At 67.6% G+C, this 20714-nt stretch carries 14 protein-coding genes and 1 pseudogene; 8 read left to right on the top strand and 7 right to left on the bottom strand.

The window, feature by feature from the left end; all coding sequences use genetic code 11:
• Positions 1-345 precede the first annotated feature (345 nt).
• A complete protein-coding gene (locus HCN51_RS50065) occupies positions 346-1146 on the bottom strand; it encodes a hypothetical protein (RefSeq protein WP_168019674.1) in 801 nt (266 codons plus the stop codon).
• Between the two features lie 602 nt (positions 1147-1748).
• Between HCN51_RS50065 and HCN51_RS50060 the strand changes: the two genes are divergently transcribed.
• The 4 genes from HCN51_RS50060 to HCN51_RS62760 all read left to right on the top strand — a co-directional run bounded on the left by HCN51_RS50060 (position 1749) and on the right by HCN51_RS62760 (position 6516).
• On the top strand, positions 1749-2312 hold the full coding sequence (locus HCN51_RS50060) for a hypothetical protein (protein WP_168019672.1): 564 nt from the start codon (positions 1749-1751) through the stop codon (positions 2310-2312).
• A gap of 320 nt (positions 2313-2632) precedes the next feature.
• A complete protein-coding gene (locus HCN51_RS50055) occupies positions 2633-3748 on the top strand; it encodes a serine hydrolase domain-containing protein (RefSeq protein ID WP_168019670.1) in 1116 nt (371 codons plus the stop codon).
• A 183-nt stretch (positions 3749-3931) separates the two neighbouring features.
• Positions 3932-4900, top strand: coding sequence for a S41 family peptidase (locus HCN51_RS50050; RefSeq protein ID WP_168019668.1), 969 nt, complete (start codon positions 3932-3934; stop codon positions 4898-4900).
• A 47-nt stretch (positions 4901-4947) separates the two neighbouring features.
• Entirely contained in the window at positions 4948-6516 is a 1569-nt protein-coding gene (locus tag HCN51_RS62760; RefSeq protein WP_168019666.1) for a S41 family peptidase, read from the top strand.
• Positions 6517-7165: 649 nt separating this feature from the next.
• Here the strand turns inward: HCN51_RS62760 and HCN51_RS50040 are convergent.
• From HCN51_RS50040 to HCN51_RS50020, 5 genes are all read right to left on the bottom strand, one after another.
• Positions 7166-7930 (bottom strand): PIG-L family deacetylase, encoded by a 765-nt coding sequence (locus tag HCN51_RS50040; protein ID WP_206068835.1) that lies wholly within the window; start codon positions 7928-7930, stop codon positions 7166-7168.
• Positions 7931-8034: 104 nt separating this feature from the next.
• Positions 8035-8733 (bottom strand): class I SAM-dependent methyltransferase, encoded by a 699-nt coding sequence (locus HCN51_RS50035; RefSeq protein ID WP_168019664.1) that lies wholly within the window; start codon positions 8731-8733, stop codon positions 8035-8037.
• Between the two features lie 197 nt (positions 8734-8930).
• Positions 8931-9449, bottom strand: a complete 519-nt coding sequence (locus tag HCN51_RS50030; RefSeq protein WP_168019662.1) for a hypothetical protein — start codon at positions 9447-9449, stop codon at positions 8931-8933.
• Positions 9450-9479: 30 nt separating this feature from the next.
• Entirely contained in the window at positions 9480-9644 is a 165-nt protein-coding gene (locus HCN51_RS50025) for a hypothetical protein (protein ID WP_168019660.1), read from the bottom strand.
• A 430-nt stretch (positions 9645-10074) separates the two neighbouring features.
• Positions 10075-11376 carry an MFS transporter gene (locus tag HCN51_RS50020; protein ID WP_168019658.1) on the bottom strand — a complete coding sequence of 434 codons (1302 nt, stop codon included), beginning with the start codon at positions 11374-11376 and terminating at the stop codon, positions 10075-10077.
• Between the two features lie 325 nt (positions 11377-11701).
• Between HCN51_RS50020 and HCN51_RS50015 the strand changes: the two genes are divergently transcribed.
• Positions 11702-12739, top strand: coding sequence for a LacI family DNA-binding transcriptional regulator (locus tag HCN51_RS50015; protein WP_168019656.1), 1038 nt, complete (start codon positions 11702-11704; stop codon positions 12737-12739).
• A gap of 173 nt (positions 12740-12912) precedes the next feature.
• Here the strand turns inward: HCN51_RS50015 and HCN51_RS50010 are convergent, their stop codons facing one another.
• On the bottom strand, positions 12913-15084 hold the full coding sequence (locus tag HCN51_RS50010) for a BTAD domain-containing putative transcriptional regulator (protein ID WP_168019654.1): 2172 nt from the start codon (positions 15082-15084) through the stop codon (positions 12913-12915).
• 477 nt (positions 15085-15561) lie between these two features.
• Between HCN51_RS50010 and HCN51_RS60710 the strand changes: the two are divergent.
• The 3 genes and pseudogenes from HCN51_RS60710 to HCN51_RS49995 form a co-directional block, all read left to right on the top strand.
• A pseudogene (locus HCN51_RS60710) lies at positions 15562-16432 on the top strand (IS3 family transposase); the annotation flags it as partial.
• A gap of 865 nt (positions 16433-17297) precedes the next feature.
• On the top strand, positions 17298-18974 hold the full coding sequence (locus HCN51_RS50000; RefSeq protein ID WP_346434090.1) for a glycoside hydrolase family 71 protein: 1677 nt from the start codon (positions 17298-17300) through the stop codon (positions 18972-18974).
• Between the two features lie 211 nt (positions 18975-19185).
• The gene (locus tag HCN51_RS49995) at positions 19186-20355 is read left to right on the top strand and encodes a sensor histidine kinase (RefSeq protein WP_168019650.1); all 1170 of its coding nucleotides are present in this window, start codon (positions 19186-19188) and stop codon (positions 20353-20355) included.
• Positions 20356-20714: the final 359 nt, after the last annotated feature.

The following is a 20714-nucleotide window of genomic DNA, read 5'->3' as shown; positions in this document are numbered from 1 at the left end:
CAAGATGAACAGCACGTTCGGCCGCGCCGGTCGCTCAAGGCCCGCCACGGCGCGGAAGGGGCGTTCCTGCGCGGACGCGGCGCTCGCCGTGGCCGCCGGCGCGGCGAGCGCCGCCGCACCGACGGTCAGTACGGCCCTTCTGCTGATTCCAGTCACTGGATCTGCCCTTTCGTCAAGGAGTTCGTCAAGGGCCAGAGCGTGGCGGAGTCGCTGTTTACTCTCCGTTTCCTACGCGGCCCGCAGAGTGTCGCCATCGCGCACCACCCATGAACGGCCCGTTCTGAAATGTGGGCGAGGGCGGAAACGGGTGAGGGCCGCCTCTGGCGAGACGGCCCTCACTGCGCTTTACCAGGCGAAAGGCACACCGTACTCGGCGTAGACCTTCTGCTTGAGCTTCCACGCCTTGGGCTCGTAGGCGGCGTAGAAGTCCTCGCCGCACTCGAGGTCATCGAGCGCGGCCTTGATCTCCTTCTTCAGCAGCGGCTTGACCTGCGCCTCGGACACCTTCGGGATCAGGAGCTCCTCCTGGTCCGGGCCGGCCACCCCCTGCTTCTCAGCCATCTCCGTACGCGCTTCGATGACCTCCTTCCGCTTGGCCTCGGCCACGTCCGTCGGCTTGGCGGCCTTCTTGATCTTGAGGCAGGAAGCGAAGGACTTGCTCAGCTTCGCGAGCTTGACGTCCTTGTTCAGCTCCTCCTCCGCCTCGGTGATGGCGAGGTCGATCTGCTTCTCATAGTCCTCCTTGGAGGCCACGTCCTTGTTGAGGACGGTCTTGACCGCCTTGACGAAGCACTGCTCCTGGGCGGCCTTGTATGCCTTCAGCTTCGCCGCGGGCAGGCTGTCGATGATCTTGTCGTTCGGGTGCTCCTTCGTCTCGGCCTCGGTCACCTCCGACCAGATGCCGAAGCCCTCCTCGGCCCGCAGCTGCCGCATGGCCTTGACATCGCCGTTGAGCGCCTTGCGCTCCGTCTCGGTCCGCACCGACTTGACGATGTTGTCCGGCAGGTACTGAAGACCGGCCGCCTTCATGCACGACGCCTGTACCTGCTCCAGCTTCACCGCGTTGCTGTAGGCCAGCTCGTACTCGGCCGGCGGGGCAGCGGGGGCGACGGTCACAGCAACCGCCAGCAGGGCATTGACCAACATGATGGGTGTTTCCTTTTCGGATCGGGAACCAAGGGCGACGGTTCGGCAAGCGCCTCGGCGGCTCCGTCTCAAGCGGAGCGACGGCGCTCGACCGCGCCCTGTCGCATCCGTTGTATCGGCAGCGCGGTTTCGGGACCGTATCGCCGATTCGTCATGCGATCCTTCAGCCCAGGCGGACCGATCCCACGCCTGGAAATGCCTGGCCGTTCTCCTGTGCACGACGGCAGGCGGCGGCCATCCGCGTTACGACGTACGTGCTGAGATGTTCTGCTCCGGCAGTCCGCGGCGGCCGGACCGGGTGAAACGTTCCCGAAACCGCCGCTTCTGTATACCTGTCGTATGAAACGTCCGTCGAAGGGGAGCGATGCCGCGGCTCACCGTACGCCGGCACGTCACACCCCGACGCGCTGACCCTCAACCACCGTCTGCTCCACTCTGACGGCCGCCCAGATCGTTCCGGCGCCGGAAGCAGCACTTCCAGCATCGTCTCCTGCGGTCTCGGCTGGACCGAACCTTCCCCTTCGCGACGGATCGCTTCAGGTACGGCGGGCAGCTACGGGAAGCGTCCGCCGATCACATCCTGTCCTCAGTTAGGAGACTTCATGTTCAAGAAACGTCTCGCGGTGCTCGGCGCGGTGGCCGTACTCACCGTCACCGGCCTCGGTGGCGCCGCTCTGGCCGACGACCACGCGCCCACCGCCGGCACGAAGGTGACCTGCACGACGCCGGATGGCACGACGGTCGAGAACCCCCCCGCTCTGCCGGAAGGCGCCGAGATCGGCTTCAAGCAGGGTGTCGTCGTCTCGCAGGACGGCAAGGTGACGCGTCTCGGCTCGAACGAGACTGGTCAGCCCCAGTCCGGCCTGCCCGGGAAGCCGAACCTGACGACTCCGTCCGACACCCCTGACGTGACGATCCTGCCCGACGGCTCCGAGCAGGCGGCTCCTTCCGGGGAGCCGAACCTGACGGCCCCTTCCGGCACCCCCGACGTGACGATCCTGCCCGACGGATCCGAGCAGACGGCCCCCTCCGGGGAACCGAACCTGACGGCCCCCTCCGGGGAACCGAACCTGACGGGCCCCTCCGGTGAGCCCAACCTGACGGCCCCGTCCGGGAACGGCACCGACGAGCCCGCCAACGTCATCTGCATCAAGTCCGCCGAATAGGAGCCCCGGGCCGGCGACCACCGGCCTGGATGCCCCGTGAGTGACGTGATCGCGCCAGATGAGCCGGTCGAGTCCGAAAAGGCTCGGCGGCGTCACCGACCGCATATCGGTGGTGACGCCGCCGGGCCATTGTTTCCCCCGATGCACATTGCGCATCGGGGCTTTTCCGTTGCTCGTTCCATGCCCGATCGATGAACCGGGCGAATTTGAGACCGCCATCGTTCTCATGCAAACACAGAGGAAACACGTCCTGCTGTAGGACTGTCGCATAACGTTCTAATGTCAGGCTCGGAAAGGGAGAATTCATAATGATGGGCCGAATGAGAGTGGCCGGGCTCGCCTCGGTGGCGTGCGCGGCACTGATCCTGGGCGCGGCCCCACCCGCCACCGCCTCGGCAACCGCCGCCCCCATCAAGGTCGGGGACGTGCAGAAGGCGATGGAAGACCTGGTGAAGACCGGCCACATCGTGGGAGCCATCGGCGCGGTGTACGTGGATGGCAAGCAGGTGGGGAAGGGATCAGCCGGCTCGCGCCTGCTCGACGGCAAGGGCGGCGCGATCCCGGCGACCGCCCGCTACCGGATCGGCTCGCAGACCAAGTCCATGACCGCCACCGCGGTACTACAACTCGTCGAGGACGGCAAGCTGAGCCTGGACGACAAACTCAGCAAGCTTCTGCCGGAGGTGGCGGAGAAGGACCTGGTGGAGCGGGCCGACGAGATCACCGTACGCAACCTGCTCCAACTCACCTCCGGCATCCCCGACTACGTCGGCCCGGACACCTCCGACCCCGACCGCAACTACCGCCCCATCGACCTGGTGGCCGCCGCCCGCAAGAAGGCCCGGCCGGTGGATGTCGGCACCTTCAACTACTCCAACACCAACTACATCCTGCTCGGCATGATCATCGAGAAGCTGACCGGAAGGTCGCTGGCAGCCGAATTCGACCGGCGCTTCTTCTCTCCACTCGGCATGCGCCACACCTACCTGCCCACAAAGTCGAGCGAGGGCATCAAGGGCCCGCATGGACACGGCTATGCCCCGGATGAATCGGGCACCATGCGCGATGCCGACCACATCAACGCCAGCACCCTGCTCGGCGCAGGCGGCGTGGTCTCCACCACCCACGACATCAGCGCCTTTCAGCGCGCCTTCCGCCAGGGCAAGCTCATACCGGCGTCCCTGATGAAGGTGATCACCGACCCGGCCCCCGGCCAATCCCCGCCGCCCGCCGGCGGCCCCTGCGGCGGCAAGCCCGAGTTCGCCGCAGGAGGCGGAGGCAGCGCCCCCGGCTTCACCGCCGCGACCCTCACCTCATCCGACGGCCGCGTGCAGTTCGCCGTCTCCGTGACCCTCGCCATGGACAACGCCGAACGCGGCACCGTATCGACACGCATCACGAACACTCTCAAATCTCTGTTCTGTCCCACGGCATAGCACGCCGAGCACCCGCCTGGCCGCCCGCCGCGGCCAGGCGCCGTGGCGTGCCCTCATTTGGCGGACTTGGGCAAAGCACGTTCGGAAGCAGCGGTTCGAATTGTCATCCGCCGGGACGCGAGCCGTTTCAATTGAGCCATTTCCAGCTTGCCGAACCACGAATTACGTCTAAGATTCCCGGCCATGGACTGGACCCCGCAAATAACAGCTCTCTGCACTCAGCTCATCAATCACTACGTTTTTCCCAAGGTGGCCGAGGAAATCGCCAGGACGCTCCGCAACCGGCTGGTCGAAGGTTTCTACGATGCGATCACCACCGACGAGGCCTTCGCGGCAGCAGTGACCGCGGACCTTCAGCTGATCAACGGCGACAAGCACCTGCGAGTCCTCCACAGCGTGACCGAGGTCCTGGAGGACGACCCCTCCGACGCCGCGCTCTACCGTCAGGAAGTCGCGCTGTCCGGATACGGCATCGCCCGCGTCGAGCGACTGCCGGGCAATGTCGGATACCTCGACACCGTCATGTTCGCCTTGCCGGAATTGGCCGGAGAACGCGTGATAGCGGCCATGACCTTGGTCGCCGACACGGACGTGCTGATCGTCGATGTGCGCCGCAACCACGGCGGAGCACCCGGCACGGTGAGCCTGATGTGCACCTACCTGTTCGGCGCCGGGCAGGAGCAGCAGACGCACCTCAACTCGATCCGCTACCGCTCCGGCAAGACCCAGCAGTTCTGGACTCTTCCCTTCGCACCCGGCCCCCGCTTCGGCCTGGGCAAGCCGATCTACGTGCTGACCAGCGCAACCACCTTCTCCGGCGCCGAGGAACTCGCCTACGACCTGCAGTCGCAGGGTAGGGCCACAGTGGTGGGCGAACGCACCAAGGGCGGCGCCAACCCCGGCGGGCGCTACTGGCTCGGCCCTCATCTCAAGGCGTCCATCCCGTCGGGCAGTGCGACCAACCCGATCACAGGCACCAACTGGGAGAGTGTCGGCGTGATCCCCGACATCGAAGTGCCCGCCGGCGATGCCTTCGACCGCGCCTACGCACTCGCGCTGCGGCATGTGTTGGACCTCGGCGAGGCAGGCTACCGGCGCATCGTCGCCGGCGAGGCTCGCCAGGCCCTGAACGCGCTGTCCGGGAACGCCTGAACGCCTTCGCCAACCCCTTCGAAGGTCACCTGACGACTCCGCTGACCGTGGACGACCACACGCGATCATCTGACCTGGACACACGTCCTGAAGCAGGACGATACGCCGCCGAAACCGCCTTGCCGATACAACAGGCGACCATGGACGATCCCATGAGACTCATCGACCGTGTCTATCTCCTACGTCGCTCGTCCAGGGCCAGAAAGCAGCTGATCGTCGTCGTGGCGGTGTGCTTGGGCGCGATGGCGGGCTTCGCCGGCAGCCCGAAGGCGGACGCCGTGGACGCGCAGCACGCCGCCGCCGAACCCTGCGCCGCACCGGCAGGACCACCAGGAGCGCTCAAGCCCACCACGGTCAGCACCGTCGAGCAGGCCTTCGCCTGCATCCTCGACAAGTCTTACAGCGGGAAGAAGCTGGATCACCGTCTGCTGCTGCAGGCGGCTTTCTCCCGGCTCACTCACGAACTGCACCGGAGGGGGCGTGACGTGGCCGAGGCCACGATGCCCGCCCTGACCGGTGACCGCCAGAAGGACTGGGCCGCGTTCGCCGCCGTCTACGAGCGTGTGATCGACCGGCTGTCCGATGACACGCTCAGCCAGGCGATCGGCGCGGCCGCGATCAACGGCATGGTCGGCGCCCTGCATGACAACCACGCCAGATGGGCCCGCAGCGAGCCGCCGGCCGATGCCGCGGACGCCGTGTACGGCCTGGGGTTCGACACCTCTCCCTTCATGGGGCCGATGCTCAGCGCGCCGTACCAGACCACAGGCCCCCTGTACGTCTCCCGTGTGCTGGGTGGCCCTGCCGCCAAGGAAGGGCTGCGGCCCGGGGACGTCATCCAGTCGATCAACGGGGCGCAGCCGTTCCCCGGAGGCGTCCTTGCCATCGGCGCCGTCACCCCGCTCTTCCAGAGCTACCCGGACCACGATCCGGTCCGGTTGCGCCTGACCCGCCCGGCCACCGGCCGCACCTGGACGGCGACCTTGACGCCCTCCTCGTTCACGGTGGACAAGGAGCACCTGCCTCAGGTGACCTCGCGCCTTGAGGGTGACGTCGCCTACGTCAAGGTCCCCGACTTCGGCCAGGGCAGGGCGGATGCGGCCCTCAAAGCGATCTCCGATCTTGAGGCGACGAAGGAGCTGTCAGGTGTCGTGATCGACGTCCGAGGCAACACCGGGGGCTCCCCCGAAGAGCCCAACCGGCTGTTGAGCGCGTTCGCGCACGGCAAGGTCACCGCCTACCACTGCGACATCGAGGACTCCTGCACGGCGACGCGTACCGACGACACGGTGCCGCTGCTGAACCTGCCTCTGGTGGTACTGGCTGACCGCGACTGCGCATCGGCCTGCGACCACTTCACCGCCGCCGTCAAGGATCTCGAGCTCGGACCCATCGTAGGCACTCGCACCTCCGGTGTCGTCGCGGGCGCCGCGGCTCCATTCCTGCTCGACGACAACAGCATGCTCATCATGCCGCCCCTGCATCACCAGGGGCCCAACCACGAGGTCGTCAACGACATCGGCGTGGCGCCTGACCACTATGTTCCGCTGACCGCAAAGGACATCTCCACCGGAAAGGATCCCGGCCTGGCGAAAGCACTCACCTTGGTCAAGTAACGACAGACATCGAGCCACTGCGCCCCGGGACCCTCTCCTTGGGGCGTGGTAGATCTCGACCTCGTCACACTCGGCGCGCATTCCCAGGCACAGGCACGGGTCGGATCACGGAAGCGGAACCGTGCCCGCCCGTACGGGGTCGCCGATGAGCATCGGGCCAGCGAGTCAGGTGCCTTGGAAGGCTGTAACTGTGCCGTCATGGAGTGCACGCGATGGTGTCGGACCAGGTCAGGATCCCCTGCGTCGTGGTAGACGCGCGAGAGGCGAACGCCCCGACGCTGTGACAGGTCGCCGGGCAACAACCTGGGGAGCCGATTGATGAGGCCAGGTCCGCGTGCGGCTACCGCGCCGGAGAGGTCGCGGAGGGCGGCACGGTTGCGGTTCCAGGTCGCCGGCGCGCCTCGGCCCCACGGCTCAGTGGACGCGGTGCCGATCTCGGTGTCGGTGACATCGGCGAGTGGCCGGTCGCGGCCGGGTCGCTCGATGATGCGATCGATGGCCAGGGCGTAGGGGCGGTGAGTGGATATCAGAGCTCAGTATCACGTACATGGGCCTCGGCTGGCATCGTCACAGACCGCCGGCCGTACGGCCCGGACGGAGACGGAGAGCGCCGCCAATTGTCGAGTGTGGTCGCCACAAGCGCTCAAGATCAAGCTTCTGAAAGGGTGGTTCGCGGGGCGCCGGTGTAGGAGACGCGTCGATACCACTCGTTCGCCAGCATCTGAGCGCGGGCCTGCTCCGGCAGCGACGTGAGCAAGGTCATCGACGCGCCACGACCGACCTCGGACGCGTGCGCATGCATGGCCGCCCACTTGCGCTCGGCCCACTGCCCGACGTCGAGGTGGGTGGTGACCTGCTCGTCGGGGACGCCCGGCAGCTTCTGGTCCGGTGAAGGAAGCGTTCCGAACACCGCCTGCCAGTGTGACACCACGACGGACCGCGGGATGGTCGCCAGATAAAGTGCCCGCGGCCTCCAGGGATCGCCCAGGTCTCGGTAGAGCTGGTCGTACCCCGCCGCTTCGACCGCGGCCATGCTCACCCGGTGGACCTGCATGTGGTCCGGATTTCCGTACGAGCCGTAGCCGTCGTAGGTGAGCACGACATCAGGCTTGAACTGCCTGATGTGCTCAACGACCCGGCCCACCGCCTCGTCGAGCGGCACGTCCAGAAAACGCGGGCTGCCAGGCGCGGAAGCGGGCTTGCGGGCGTCGGCGTAGCCGAGCAACCTCGGTTTGCCGGCGCCGAGGATGTCCAGGGAGCGCTCAAGCTCCGCGGCCCGCTGGGTTCCCTGGGCCCATGTGCACGTGACGACGGCGGTCCTGGCACCCTCGTCGGCGTACTTGGCCAGGGTTCCGCCGGTCCAGATCGCCTCGTCGTCCGGATGCGCATGCACGCACAGCATCCGAAATTCCACTTGCACCTCCATAGTGATCAGCGGCCGGTCATCGTAGCGCCCATGGACCCACTCACATGAGCCGCGGGGCGGGCCTCTCCGTCCGACGACGACCTCTCACATGATCACGAACGTGGAGCCGGATCTGCGGTCGCGGGTGCGTCCCAGATCATGGCGTGCGGGCCCACATTACGGAAGCGGGCGGTGGGGAAGACCTCCCGGTAGGCCCGCTCGAACTGTTCCCGGCTGAGGTAGCGGTCGCTGACCCGATGATCCAGCCACGCTCCGGTGGACAGCCGGAAGATCTCCCACGCCTGCGCCGGGTCCCGCTGGATGAGGTTGCGGAGAAGCTTGCGTACCGCGCCCCCGTAGAGCCACCAACGCGGGTTGGCGGGCCGCGGCGAGACGGTGTCGACGAGCACGGCCCGCCCGCCGGGTGCGACCAGCGTCTTGATGTGGTGCAGGGCGGCCCGCAAGTCAGGAACGTGGTGCAAGGTCGCGACACTGAGCACGACGTCGTAACGGCCCATGCCCTCGACGTCGAGAAGATCCGCTTGCCGGTAGGTGATGTTGTCCCGGGCGCGTTTGGCCTGGGCCAGGGCGATCATCGGACCGGAAAGGTCGACGGCGTCGACGTGCGCGAACCGCTCAGCGAGGACCACCGTGTGCTTGCCCGTGCCACATCCCAGGTCCAGCGCTCGCCGGCCGCCGGCCGGCAGAACTTCCGGCAGCCATTTCCCCCGGTCGTCGCCCTGAAGCTCGTGCAAACGCTCGTACTCTTGAGCGACCCTGTCGAAGGATTGCGCATCGGCGCGGTTGGTCATCCGTGATCTCCTGTCAGCGGCTCGCCCGGTCACTCGGGAGCCAGGGCGGCGGTCCGGTAGAGCGGCTCTCCGATGTCGAGCCGCCAGCGGAGTCCGGTGGCGGCCCTGCTCCCCCGTTCGGATTTCTGGGGCCGCGGCGAGCGACCGGACCCTCAAACGCTCGCGCGCCCCCGCAGTCTCCGAGGGCGCGCTCACTGCTACCGGCCCCACACACAGGTGAGGTGAACGATGCGGTCCTTCCAGTGCTTGCCCTTGACCTTGACCACGTGAGCGGGCAGTTTCCTGCCGGGGACGCTGAGCGACAGCCGGTTCTCCGGCACGACCACGACGCCGTCCTCGACGACGGTCTCGGCCTGCTCAGGGTCGATGACTCTTTCTTCGATCAGCTCGGCCACCTTGGCCTTGGACAGCTTCACGAGCTTGCCGTCGCTCGTCCGGCACGTCAGCCTGCCCTGGAACCGGACATGCTTCTCGTGCGGCTTGACGTGCACGTCGCCGGGCCCGCCGGATCCCGGAACCGGACCGTCGGCGGCCAGCGCGGTGCCGGCCGTGCTGGCGAGCACGCCGCCGAGTCCGAGCGTAACGGCAGTGGCGATGGTTGCGAGACGTTGCTTCAACATGGTTTCCTCCAGACTTTCGAACGGTTTCGACGATGGCCCGCCGTAGCTGAAGCGAGCCTTGAGGCAGCCGAAGTGACCACACGGAGGAATGGCCAACGACCATTCCTCGAGGTACACCGGAACTGGTCAGAGTTGAGCCGGATGGGACACCGCCGAGCCCTCTTCGGCGACCTTGGTACAGATGACGGTGGCCGGCCCGTCAGTGCCGTCCTCGGGCAGGACCGTCACCTCGGAGGTGTCGGACGGGGACGTCATAGTGGGCGTGCCGGACTTCTCCGACAGCCCTGGCATGCTGGACGGAGCAAGCTGGTTGGGCGCGCCCTACGGGGCAGGTTGGGTTCGGACTCGTCCGAACCCAGGTGCGACACTTCGCTGCCGGTCGAGACGACGGCCTCTCGGGAGTCTCCTTTCTGAGGGCACTAGGCCGGCCGGCCCCCTCCAAGACCGGCCCGCCATACCTGAGGCGGTCCAAGGGCGCTGGGGATGGGTTCGGTGAGGCCGCAACGCAAGTGGACGGTGCTTGCGGCGTCGCAACGATCTCGGCGGAGCGGCGGCTGCACATGACACATCATGATCAGCCTTGCGGCTCGTGCCGGCCCGGCACCCGACGGGCAGCGGCATCGCTCCCCTTCGACTGACGTTCATACAACAGATATACAAAGGTGCCGGTTTCGCGAACGTTTCACACGCGCCGGCTTCCTGCGCTCGCGTGCCGACGACCCTACTGGCCCGCGGCTTCAGCCGCCGGTGAGGGCTGCCGCAGGTGGGCGGGTTCGCTGATGAAGCGGGTGCCGACGGCCGAGAGTAGGCACAGCAGGGCGGATATCGCGACGATGGGCCAGACGCGACCACCGGACCAGCCGTCGAGCCAGGCCGCCACGAAGGGGATGCAGCCGCCGACGACGGCGCCGGTGATCTCCCGGGTGAAGGTGACGCCGGTGTAGCGGTAGCGGACGTCGAACAGCTCCGACATCATCGTGGCCTGCGAGGCGAGCGTCAGGTCGTTGCAGAGCGTGAAGATCATCACGAAGGCGGCCCAGATCACGACGGGGGTGCCGGTGTCGAGCATGAAGAAGAAGGGGTAGAACAGCACCGCCGCCGCGACCGACCCCGCGACCATCACCGGGCGCCGCCCGTACCGGTCGCACAGCCAGCCGGCGGTCGGCACGGTGACCAGCTTGACCAGGTTGGCGATCACCACGCCCATCAGGCCGACCCACGACTCGGCGCGCACGTGCGTGGTCAGGTAGGTCAGGGCGTAGACGGACGGCAGGTAGCTGATCACGTTCGGCGCGACGCTGATGAGCATGCCCGGCACGATCTTGTGGCGGGAGGAGGCGAACAGCGCCCGCAGCGGCGCCTGCACCTGCTCGCCGCTCTCCTTCGCCGCGCGGAACTCGGGCGTGTCGGAGATCTTCAGCCGTACGATCACGCCGGCCACGCCGACGAACACGCTGAGCAGGAACGGGATGCGCCAGCCGTACTCGACGAAGGCTTCCTGCGGCATGACGGCGGAGACGAGGAAGAAGACGCCCGTGGCGACCAGCGAGCCGACGGCGTTGCCGAGGGTCGGCGCGCTGGCGTTCAGCCCTCGGGCCCGGGTTTCGGCGTGTTCGGCGGACATCAGCATGGCGCCCGCGTACTCACCGCCCGCGCCGAGCCCCTGCACCACGCGCAGCGCCACGAGCATGACCGGCGCGGCCGGTCCGATGGCGGCATAGGAGGGCAGCAGGCCGATCAGCGTGGAGGCCGCCGCCATCAGCAGCAGGGTGACGAACAGCATCGTACGGCGCCCGATGCGATCGCCGAGGACGCCGATGACGATGCCCCCGACGGGCCGGGCGAAGAACCCGACGGCGAAGGTCGCCAGCGACGACAGCGTCGCCGCCACCGGGTCTCCGGAAGGGAAGAACACCACGGGCAGCACCAGTGCGGCGGCTGTACCGTACAGCGAGAAGTCGTACCACTCGAGTGCGGTGCCGACGGTGGAAGCGATCGTGGCCCGGCTCAGCCGCAGCGTCATCGGTGACTCCTCATCCCAGCTTGCTGTTTGCGCCCCGATATTCGGACCATTAACGTTAATGTGGCGGACACACTACGAGTGGCCTGCTCAGCAGGTCAAGAGTTTCGGCAATCAGGTGCTTACGTGAGCGCTAACGAATGAGGAACAGGCATGGGGCAGCAGTGCGATCCGCGGCTTCCTCTTCCTGGTCCCTGCGCTCATCTCGGTGGATGGGTGACGACGATGCGTGGCTGCTGGTGCGCTGCAGCGTTTCCGGCGAGGCCGGATCGGCTGCCAGACTGCGGATCTACGTGGTGGGCAAGAGCTGAGCCGGAGGGTTGACGGGATGACACGTTCGCAACGGGTGACGCTACGGGACGTCGCCGACCAGCTGGGCCTGTCGGCGAACACCGTCTCCCGGGCACTGGCCGGGAAGGACCAGGTCAGCGAGAGCACAAGGGCGCGGGTGGCGGCCGAGGCCAAGCGGCTCGGGTACGTTCCGAACAGCCACGCCCGCTCGCTCGTGTCCGGCCGGACCATGGTCGTCGGCCTGGTCATCACCAACCCGTCCAACCCGTTCTACGCCGCGCTGATCTCCGCGATCGAGCGGCAGTGCCGCGCGGGTGGCTACTCCGTGCTGCTCCTGGTGACCGAGGACTCCGCGGAGAACGAGGAACGCGCGGTGCAGGAGCTCCTCCGGTTCGGCGTGGACGGCGTGCTCGGCGTCGCCACCGAGTCCAGGAGCGACGTGTGGGACGGGCTGAGGGAGGCCAACATCCCAGTGGTGCAGCTCAGCCGTGACATCGCGGACCGCGGGCTGGACTTCGTCGGCATCGACGTGGAGTCCGCCATCCGCGACGCGGTGGTCCGGGTCGCCTCGTCCGGCACCCGCCGGATCTGGCTGCTGGAGGAGGATCTGCGCGTCAGCACGGTCTCCGCCAGGATCGCGGGTTTCCGGCGCGCGCTCGACGACCTCGGGATCGCCCACGACCGCTCTCCCGTGCTGAAGGTGCCCACTCGCCGGACGAACGGCGCCAGCCTGCCCTGGCGGCCGGATGACGCCTATGCCCTGGCCGCCAGCCTGATCACCCCCGGCAACCACCCTGACCTGGTGATCACCGCGAACGACTACTTCGCGCTGGGCGTCTACCGTGCCATCCGTGAGTGCGGCCTGACCGTACCCGGCGACGTGCGCGTCCTCGGGTACGGCGACCATCCGTTCGCCGCCTACCTCGAGCCGGCCCTGACCACGATCCGGCTGCCGGCCGACGAGGTGGGCACCACCGCGGTCGACCTCCTGCTGCGCAGGATCGTCGACCCGGACGGTCCCCGGGCCTGCATCCGGCTCCCCGCTGAACTGATCGAGCGCAGGTCGACGGGGTGAGAGGCCCCACCGGGGAGATGAGCTGCGCACAGGGCGGCTGCACGGCGGTGCGGCGTCTGCGGCTCGGCGGGGCCCCTTTCAACGCGGACTGCGCTGGGACGCTCGACGCGAGCAACGCTTCGTGCCCCGTACCGGCCGCGAATCGTGGCACGTGGCCGGTTCCCGGCGCGCACTCATCTCGGGGAGATCTCTGAGGGCTCGTGCCGCTCTTCATACAAGGTGCGCGTCTCGAAGAGGCGCATGGCGATGGCCGCCAGCTCCCGGCACAGTTGGTCGGCTCCCAGCGCGGCGCTCTGATGCACGGCGGCGAGGATCGCCACGTGTTCGGCATCCACCCAGGCCAGCGGATCGTGACGAACGTCGCCATCGACGACCTGCGCCTTGGGCCACCAGAGCGGGCTGCGGCCGTACTGCAGATGGCGTTCACCCCCGCACAACTGGAAGTGCGCCTGCCGGGCCAGGGCCAGCCAGCCTCTCAAAGCACGGAGCAGGGCCGCACGGCGATCGGCCTCGGCCTCGTCACACTCGGCCCGTTCCCTGGCATAAAGGCGGGTCAGGTCATGGAAGCGGAAGCGTGCCTGCCCGTGCGGGGCGTGCCGGGCGACGTCGAGCAGCCGGACGTCCACCAGCTCGGCTACGAGATCCTCGGCCTCGGTGCCGGGCACGTCGAGCAGGGCGGCAGCCACCCAGGTGGCGAAGTCCTGCGCGTCCAGCACCCCGAGCAACCGAAACAGCCGCCGGGCTGGAGCCCGGAGGCGGTGGTAGCCCACCGCGAGGCTGGCTCGCACCGCCTGGGAGCCGTGGCAGAGCTGGTCCAGACGGGCGCGGGGGTCGCTCAGCCGGGTGACGATCCGCGCCAGGTCCCAGTGCGGCCGCGCGGCGAGCCGGGCACCGGCGATGCGCACCGCCAAGGGAAGGCCACCGCACAGCTGGACCAGCACGTCGGCGTCCCGGGGCGCCCTGTCCGTGCGGTCGGCCCCGATCAGGCGCCGTAGGAGTTCCAGCGACTCGCCGGGGGACATCATGGGGAGCTCGATCAGCCGGGCCCCGGGCGGGGAGGTCAGCCGGTACCGCGATGTGACGAGCACCGCGCACTCCGGCGTGCCCGGCAGGAGCGGCCGTATCTGCTCCTCGTCAGCGGCATCATCGAGCACGACCAGGTAGCGACCGTTGGCCAGCATGCCCCGGTACAGCTCCGCACGCTCGTCGAGTCCTGTCGGAACGGCAGCGCTCTCCACGCCGAGGGCACGCAGGAACCGCCTCAGTACCTCCTTCGGATGCGTGGGGCGATCACCTGCGCCGTGCAAGTCGACGTAGAGCTGCCCGTCAGAGAACACCTGCCGGAGCCGATGGGCGACATGCACGGCGAGAGCCGTCTTTCCGACACCGGCCTGGCCCGAGACAACGCACACGGGGACGGCCTTGCGCCCACAGGCCGAGTGGAGCGCCTGGACCATCGCCGCCACCTCTGCCCGCCGACCGACCAACTCGGCGATGTCCGGCGGCAACTGGCACACGCTGCCACCTCCGCCGGCAGGGGACGACCCCTGGCCCAGGGAATCGCCGACCACCTCTCGCCCACGGCCAGGGCCCGGCTCGTCCGCCGGCATGGCGCCGGAGAGGAGGGCGGCATGGAGCCGTTGCAGCTCCTCACCGGGCTCCACCCCCAGCTCCGCGACGAGCACCGAGCGCGCGCGCCGGAAGGCCCCCAAGGCTCTGTCGCGTTGGCCGGCTCGTGCGTGGGCGAGCATGAGAAGTCGCCAGGCGCGTTCGTTCAGCGGGTGCTCGGCGATGAACGGGCGGAGCTCTTCGATCACTTCTGCGGGCTGGCCGAGAGCGAGCTTCACCTTGGCCCAGTCGAGTTTCACCGCGGCGAACCGCTCTTCGAGCTCGGTTACTTGGGCGAGCATCGGGCCGGCGAGCCTGGTGCCCTCCGCAGGCCTGCCCCGCCACAGGCCAACAGCTCGCCGGAACTGCCCGTCCGCGGCTTGGAACCGGCCCTGGACGACGTGGTCACGGGCATCCCGTATCGCGGCCTGGAACTGCAGCAGATCCACCTGCTCGTCGCCGCCCTCAAGGAGGTATCCCATCTCGTGGGTCAGCAGCCGGTGGCCGGAGGGCAGTGCCTTGCGTACCTGGGCGACATAAGTGTGCAGGTTCTTGACGGCCGAGGCGGGCGGGCTCTCCCACAGCGCCGCCACCAGGCGCTCCTTCGACACCCGTGTGTTGACGTTGAGAAGCACCGTGGCGAGCACCGCACGTGGCTTGCCGCTGAGATGAACCTGTCGCCCATCGGTCCCGCATACCTGCACCGGTCCCAGGACTTTGAGGATCACATCAGCCACATACGATTCCTCCCAGTACATCGGCTCTCGGCGTCTGCAGGGTGATCACGGTGCCGCGCCGCGGTCAGGCCGACGCGCCGGTAACCCGCCTTCGCCGAACACACGGGTCCAGCCGAAGGCAGGGCTGTGCATGTCCTCTGCCATGGCCAACAGGTGTATCCCGACAACGGTTTCAGGAAGGTATCGCCCTGAATAGGTGGCGGGGCCGACACGGGGAGTGCCATGCTGAGGCCGAAAAGGATGATCAACATGGCCTTCGAAATCGCAGCAGTCGCGGCGCTTTCTTTCCCCGGCCTACGGACACGCTGCGACGCATGCGACCATTTGCAAGATACGGGTGATAGAGCAGCATCCCGTGCTGGAATGGAAAGTGATCCGTCGCTGACCCGGTTATTCCCCGCGGAATCGATTACAGCGGTCGACCGTGAGGACAATTGTACGTTCGAACCATCAAACCCGGTAGTCATTAGTTGACGGATCCTGAACCGCTTCCAGTTTGTTGAGGACCACAAGGCGCTCTACGAAGTGAAGCGGTTGTGCTGGGTGCTGCAGGTGTAGCGCTCAGGCTTCTACCGATGGCTGAACGGCGCCGCGGCGCGGCTGGCCCGCTGCCAGGCCGACGCGCAGCTGGCCGAGCAGGTGCGGCGCATCCATGCCGAGCATGACGGCACTTACGGGTCGCCCGGGTGACGGCCGAGCTGCGCGGCCGGGATGACGGTCAACCACAAGCGGGTGGAGCGGGTGATGCGCGAGTACGGCATCGCCGGGCTGCACCTGCGCAAGAAGGTCCGCACCACGATCGCGGAGGCGGACGCCTCCCCGGTGTCGGACCTGCTCCAGCGGGACTTCATCGCCGAGCGGCCCAATACCCGCTACGTCGGCGACATCACCTACCTGCTCGCGGGCGGCGGCTGGTTCCTCTACCTGGCCACCGTGGTGGATCTGTGCTCGCGTCGGCTGGCAGGCTGGTCGATCGCCGATTGCATGCGCGCACCGAGCTCGTCGTCGACGCGCTGTAGGCCGCGGCGCAGACCCGGGGCGGCCGTTTGGACGGCGCGGTGTTTCACAACGACAAAGGGGCGCAGGGCTGCTCGCGGGCCTGCCGCCGACTCGGCGTCACCCGCTCGCGCGGCGCGGTCGGCACCAGCGCCGACAACGCGGCGGCCGAGTCCTTCAACGCGAGCCTGAAACGCGAGACGCTGCAGGCGCACACGGCTGGCCCGAAGCCCACACCGCCTGCCTGGCCGTCTTCTGCTGGATCATCCGCAACAACACAGTCCGGCGGCACTCCCGACTCGGCCAGCTCAGCCCAATCGACTATGAGGAGACGGTGGAGCCTGCCGCCTGAAATCGGTGTATGCGTTCGAGGGGGAAGCCCCGTCATCCTCCTGGCGAAGTTCATCGCCACACGCCAGCCTGACCGGCTATTCCGCAAAGACTTCGCCGCCGACTTAGACGAGATTGGGCGATGGCTCGGCGAGCCCTATCCGCCCAGGCCAACGCTCGGGGATTCCATCATGCGCTGGCTCCGCCAAGAACATGACAAGTGCGTTGAGCGGCCCGGTAACGTGGAGGCGTGTCCATGAATGCCGTTTGGCGCCGGATGCACCACTGGCAGGCGACCTTCATATCAGAGATCCTCGTACCGAGAATTGTCCGACGTGTGCTCAACGGCGAGACGCCACAGCCCGGCTGGCTCCCTCGCCGGTTGCTGACCGTGATGTCGTATGACCTTGATCTCCACGCAGGTGTCGGCGCGATCTGGCTTGTGTCAGTTCCGGGATCCGCCAGAGCGATAGAGCACACTGCGCTGATCGAGCGCTGCGGACAACAGTGGCGGTGGATCGGCGGCGGCTCGGGAACAGCTGACCTGCTTACGGAGAGATTAGCGGCAGGCAGCCCAGGTCAGATCGGCATGATGGAGATCGGCGGAGGATCAGGCGTGGTGAGCCTCGCCCATCGCCTGCGACATCCACATCTCGGCAGTGCCCCGTGGGTGCGATCCAGCGAGCTTCGAGTGGCAACCGAGGTGGACCATCTCCTCCTGGGCGAACGACGGATCGAGGTACCGGCGCACGGCGCGCTCATCGTCGTCTGGAAGTCCCCGAGGGTGTCGGTCAGGATGCCGCGTTTACGGCCGCCGATCTTTTGGCTTTATGACGGCCCCGTCATAAGGGTCGGCACAACACGAGCTTCGCCCCTCGTGCCAATCCGTGACCATAGCGCACCTGGGGTCCCGGGTAAGCCGGCATGACGAGATTCAGCACGCTCTTTTGTCCCGCCGGCGGGACAAAAGAGCCGGGGAACGGTCCAGGAAAGGACGCGTCCTTTACCTCACCTACGGACCGACACCAAGATCGGCGATTGCCGGGCGGAGCCTGCCCGGCGCTCCTGCCACACCAACAGCCGAAAGCAACCAGATGATTTCGTTTCGCAAGTGGCGCGGGACCGCCGTGTTGACGGCGGCCTTGCTGATCACGGCCAGCGTCGCGACCACCGGACCATCGGCTGCCGCCGTTGCCAGACCGACCGGTTCCACCGTCGAAGGGCCACTGCCGTTCGACCTTCCGGCCACTGGCACGCTGCGCGCCTCCGACAAGAAGGTGTTCGCGCACTACTTCACCCCGTACCCGATTTCCCTCGACAACAAGGAAAGCAGCGCCGACTACTACACCCGCAACTACCTCGCCCCGGACGGCGAGAGCGGCAAGCATGCCGCCTACGGCGGCTTGCTGCGCGACCGGCCGCTGCCGCGCGCGCCGCTGTCCGGCGACTACGCGTTCCAGGACATGCAGACTGAAGTCCGTACGGCCGCCGCGGCCGGCCTGGACGGGTTCACCGTGGACATGCTCTCGCTCACCAGCACGAACTGGACGCGGTTGAAGACCCTGGTCAAGGCCGCGGAGTCGGTCGATCCCGGCTTCGTGATCGTGCCGATGCCGGACATGACGTCGCTGACCGCCGACGCCACGACCCTGGCCGCCTCCCTGGCCGAACTGGCCGCCTCCAAGTCGGTCTACCGGCTGGACGACGGGCGCATGGTGCTCTCTCCATTCAAGGCCGAGGCGAAGTCCGTGGCCTGGTGGAGCGAGCTCATCGGCATCCTGAAGAGCGAGCACGGCATCGAGGTCGCGTTCGTGCCGACGTTCCTGAACTTCTCCGCCAACGCCTCCGCCTTCGCCCCGATCAGCTTTGGCTTCTCCAACTGGGGCAACCGCAGCCCGGCCGGCCAGAGCGGCATCACCGGCAACATCACCAAGGCGCACGGCCTGGGCAAGATCTGGATGCAGCCGGTCTCCGTACAGGACGAACGTCCCAACCAGAGCATCTACGATGAAGCGCTCAACACTGAGAACCTCCGTACCACCTGGGAGAAGTCCATCTCCGGGGGCGCGGACTGGGTACAGCTCACGACCTGGAACGACTTCTCCGAAGGCACCCAGTTCACCCCGTCGGTGCACAACGATCACGCCTACCTGGACATCTCCTCCTACTACCTGACCTGGTTCAAGACTGGCAAGGCGCCGGCGATCGTCCGGGACACCCTTTACCTGACCCACCGCACCCAGCCCGCCGCGGCCAAGCCGACCGGCGGGCAGACGAAACTGATGGCTCCCCGCTCGGGCACCAGCACACCACGAGACAGCGTGGAGATCCTGTCGTTCCTGACCGCCGCCGCGACCGTCAACGCCTCCATCGGCGGCACCGCCAAGACGTACGCGGCCAAGGCAGGTGTGCAGGCCCAGCTCTACCCGCTGGCTCCGGGCGCCAACAAGGCATCCGTGATCCGTTCCGGCAGCGCCACCGCCACCGTCACCTCACCGTGGCAGGTGGTCGCCTCTCCCGTGGTGCAGGACCTGCAGTATCACGCAGTGAGCAGCGGCCGATGAGGGAGCCGGACCAGCGCATCGCGGCTGCCTCGTCACCGACGGCCGGCTGCCCCGACCGTTCGACTTCGCCGTGCTGGTGGCCCGCATCGGTGCGCTGGCCCGGCGCGCCCACCCCGCACGGTGTCCAAGTCCGGCTATCGCGTCTGAGGGGTACATGTCTGTGTCATGTTGGAAGAGGCACAGGATCCGCCGTCCTCGCCGTAGCATCCGGATGCGGCTGACGCTGGTCTATGGCGTGCTCTTCCTGCTGTTCGGCACCGGTCTTGTCGGCATCACCTACGCCTTCGTCGTCCATTCCACCAGCGCGCTCGTCTCCGAGGGCCAGAACGACCTGATAGCCGCCGCCGGCAGCGCTCCGCGAGGCGGGCGCCGCCTGCTGGAGATCCCGGAAGGGCTGACCGCGGAGCAAGTCCGGGCCCAAGCCGAAAGTTTGCGCACCCAGGCCACGCGCCGGCACGAAGGCGAGTTGCGCTCGCTCCTCACCCAGTCGGCCATCGCGCTGGCCATCTTGTCGGTCGTGTCCGTCGTCCTGGGCTGGATCGCGGCGGGGCGTGTCCTGCGCCCCCTGCGCACCATCACCAGAAGCGCTCGCCGGATCTCCGCGACCAGCCTGCACGAGAGGCTGGCGCTCGGCGGGCCCGACGACGAGCTCAAGGAACTCGGCGACACCTTCGACGACCTGCTCGGCAGGCTGGAGGCGTCCTTTACGGCCCAGCGCCAGTTCATCGCCAACGCCTCACACGAACTGCGCAGCCCGCTCACCCGGCAACGAACCGTGGTGCAGGTCGCCCTTACCGATCCCGACGCCCCCGCCGAACGGCTGCGCGCCGTCTGCGAACGGGTGCTGGTGGCCAACGAGCAGCAGGAGCGCCTGATCGAGGCGTTGCTCACCCTGGCCTGTGGCGAGACGGGGGTCGACCACCACGAAGTCTTCGACCTGGCCGAGATCACTGGTCGCGTCCTGCACACCCATCGTCTCGAGGCTTATCGCCAGAAGATCTGTATGGACGCCGTTCTCCTGCCCGCTCCGGCCTCCGGCTCCCCCCACCTCGTAGAGCGCCTGGTGACCAACTTGGTCGACAACGCCGTGCGGTACAACGTGCCCTCTGGCACCGTCCACGTCAGCACCGGCAAGGTGGGCGGTCACGCCACTCTTGCGGTAATCAACACCGGCCCCGTCGTTCTCGAAACCGAGATCGAGCGGTTGTTCCAGCCGTTCCAACGAGCCGGCACGGCCCGGGTCGGCCAGGACGGTGGGCTCGGCCTCGGCCTGTCCATCGTCAAGGCCATCGCCACCACTCATGGCGCCCGTCTCGACATCCGGCCGCAACCGCAAGGCGGCCTGCATGCCACCGTGACCTTTGACAGCGTGGCTCTCTGAGCAATCGGCTGTTCCCACACGGGTTCAGGAACACAAAGGAAGCACCGGGTGCGAGGTGCAGCGAGTGATCGATGAGCTCCCCCGCTCAACCTGGTGATCGTCATCGAGAAGCTCACCGGCAGGACGCTTGGCCAGGAACTCCAACGACGGCTGCTTCACCCCCCGCGAGCTACGCGACACTGACGGCATCAACGTGACGGACTCGTCGGCGGCCGGTGGCGCGATCTCCACCGCGCACGATGTGTCCGCCGCCTTCTACCGCGTTTCCAGCGGGGAAAGCTGCTGCCCGAGGACCTGCGGAAATCCCTAGGACGCGCCCCGACGGCCAACCGGTGGGCCCCGCACGATGTGCCGACTCG

Origin of the sequence: Nonomuraea composti (genome assembly GCF_012034275.1) — a bacterium.
In the GTDB taxonomy this organism is placed as follows: Bacteria; Actinomycetota; Actinomycetes; order Streptosporangiales; family Streptosporangiaceae; genus Nonomuraea; species Nonomuraea composti.
This window is presented reverse-complemented; position numbering and strand designations above follow the sequence as displayed.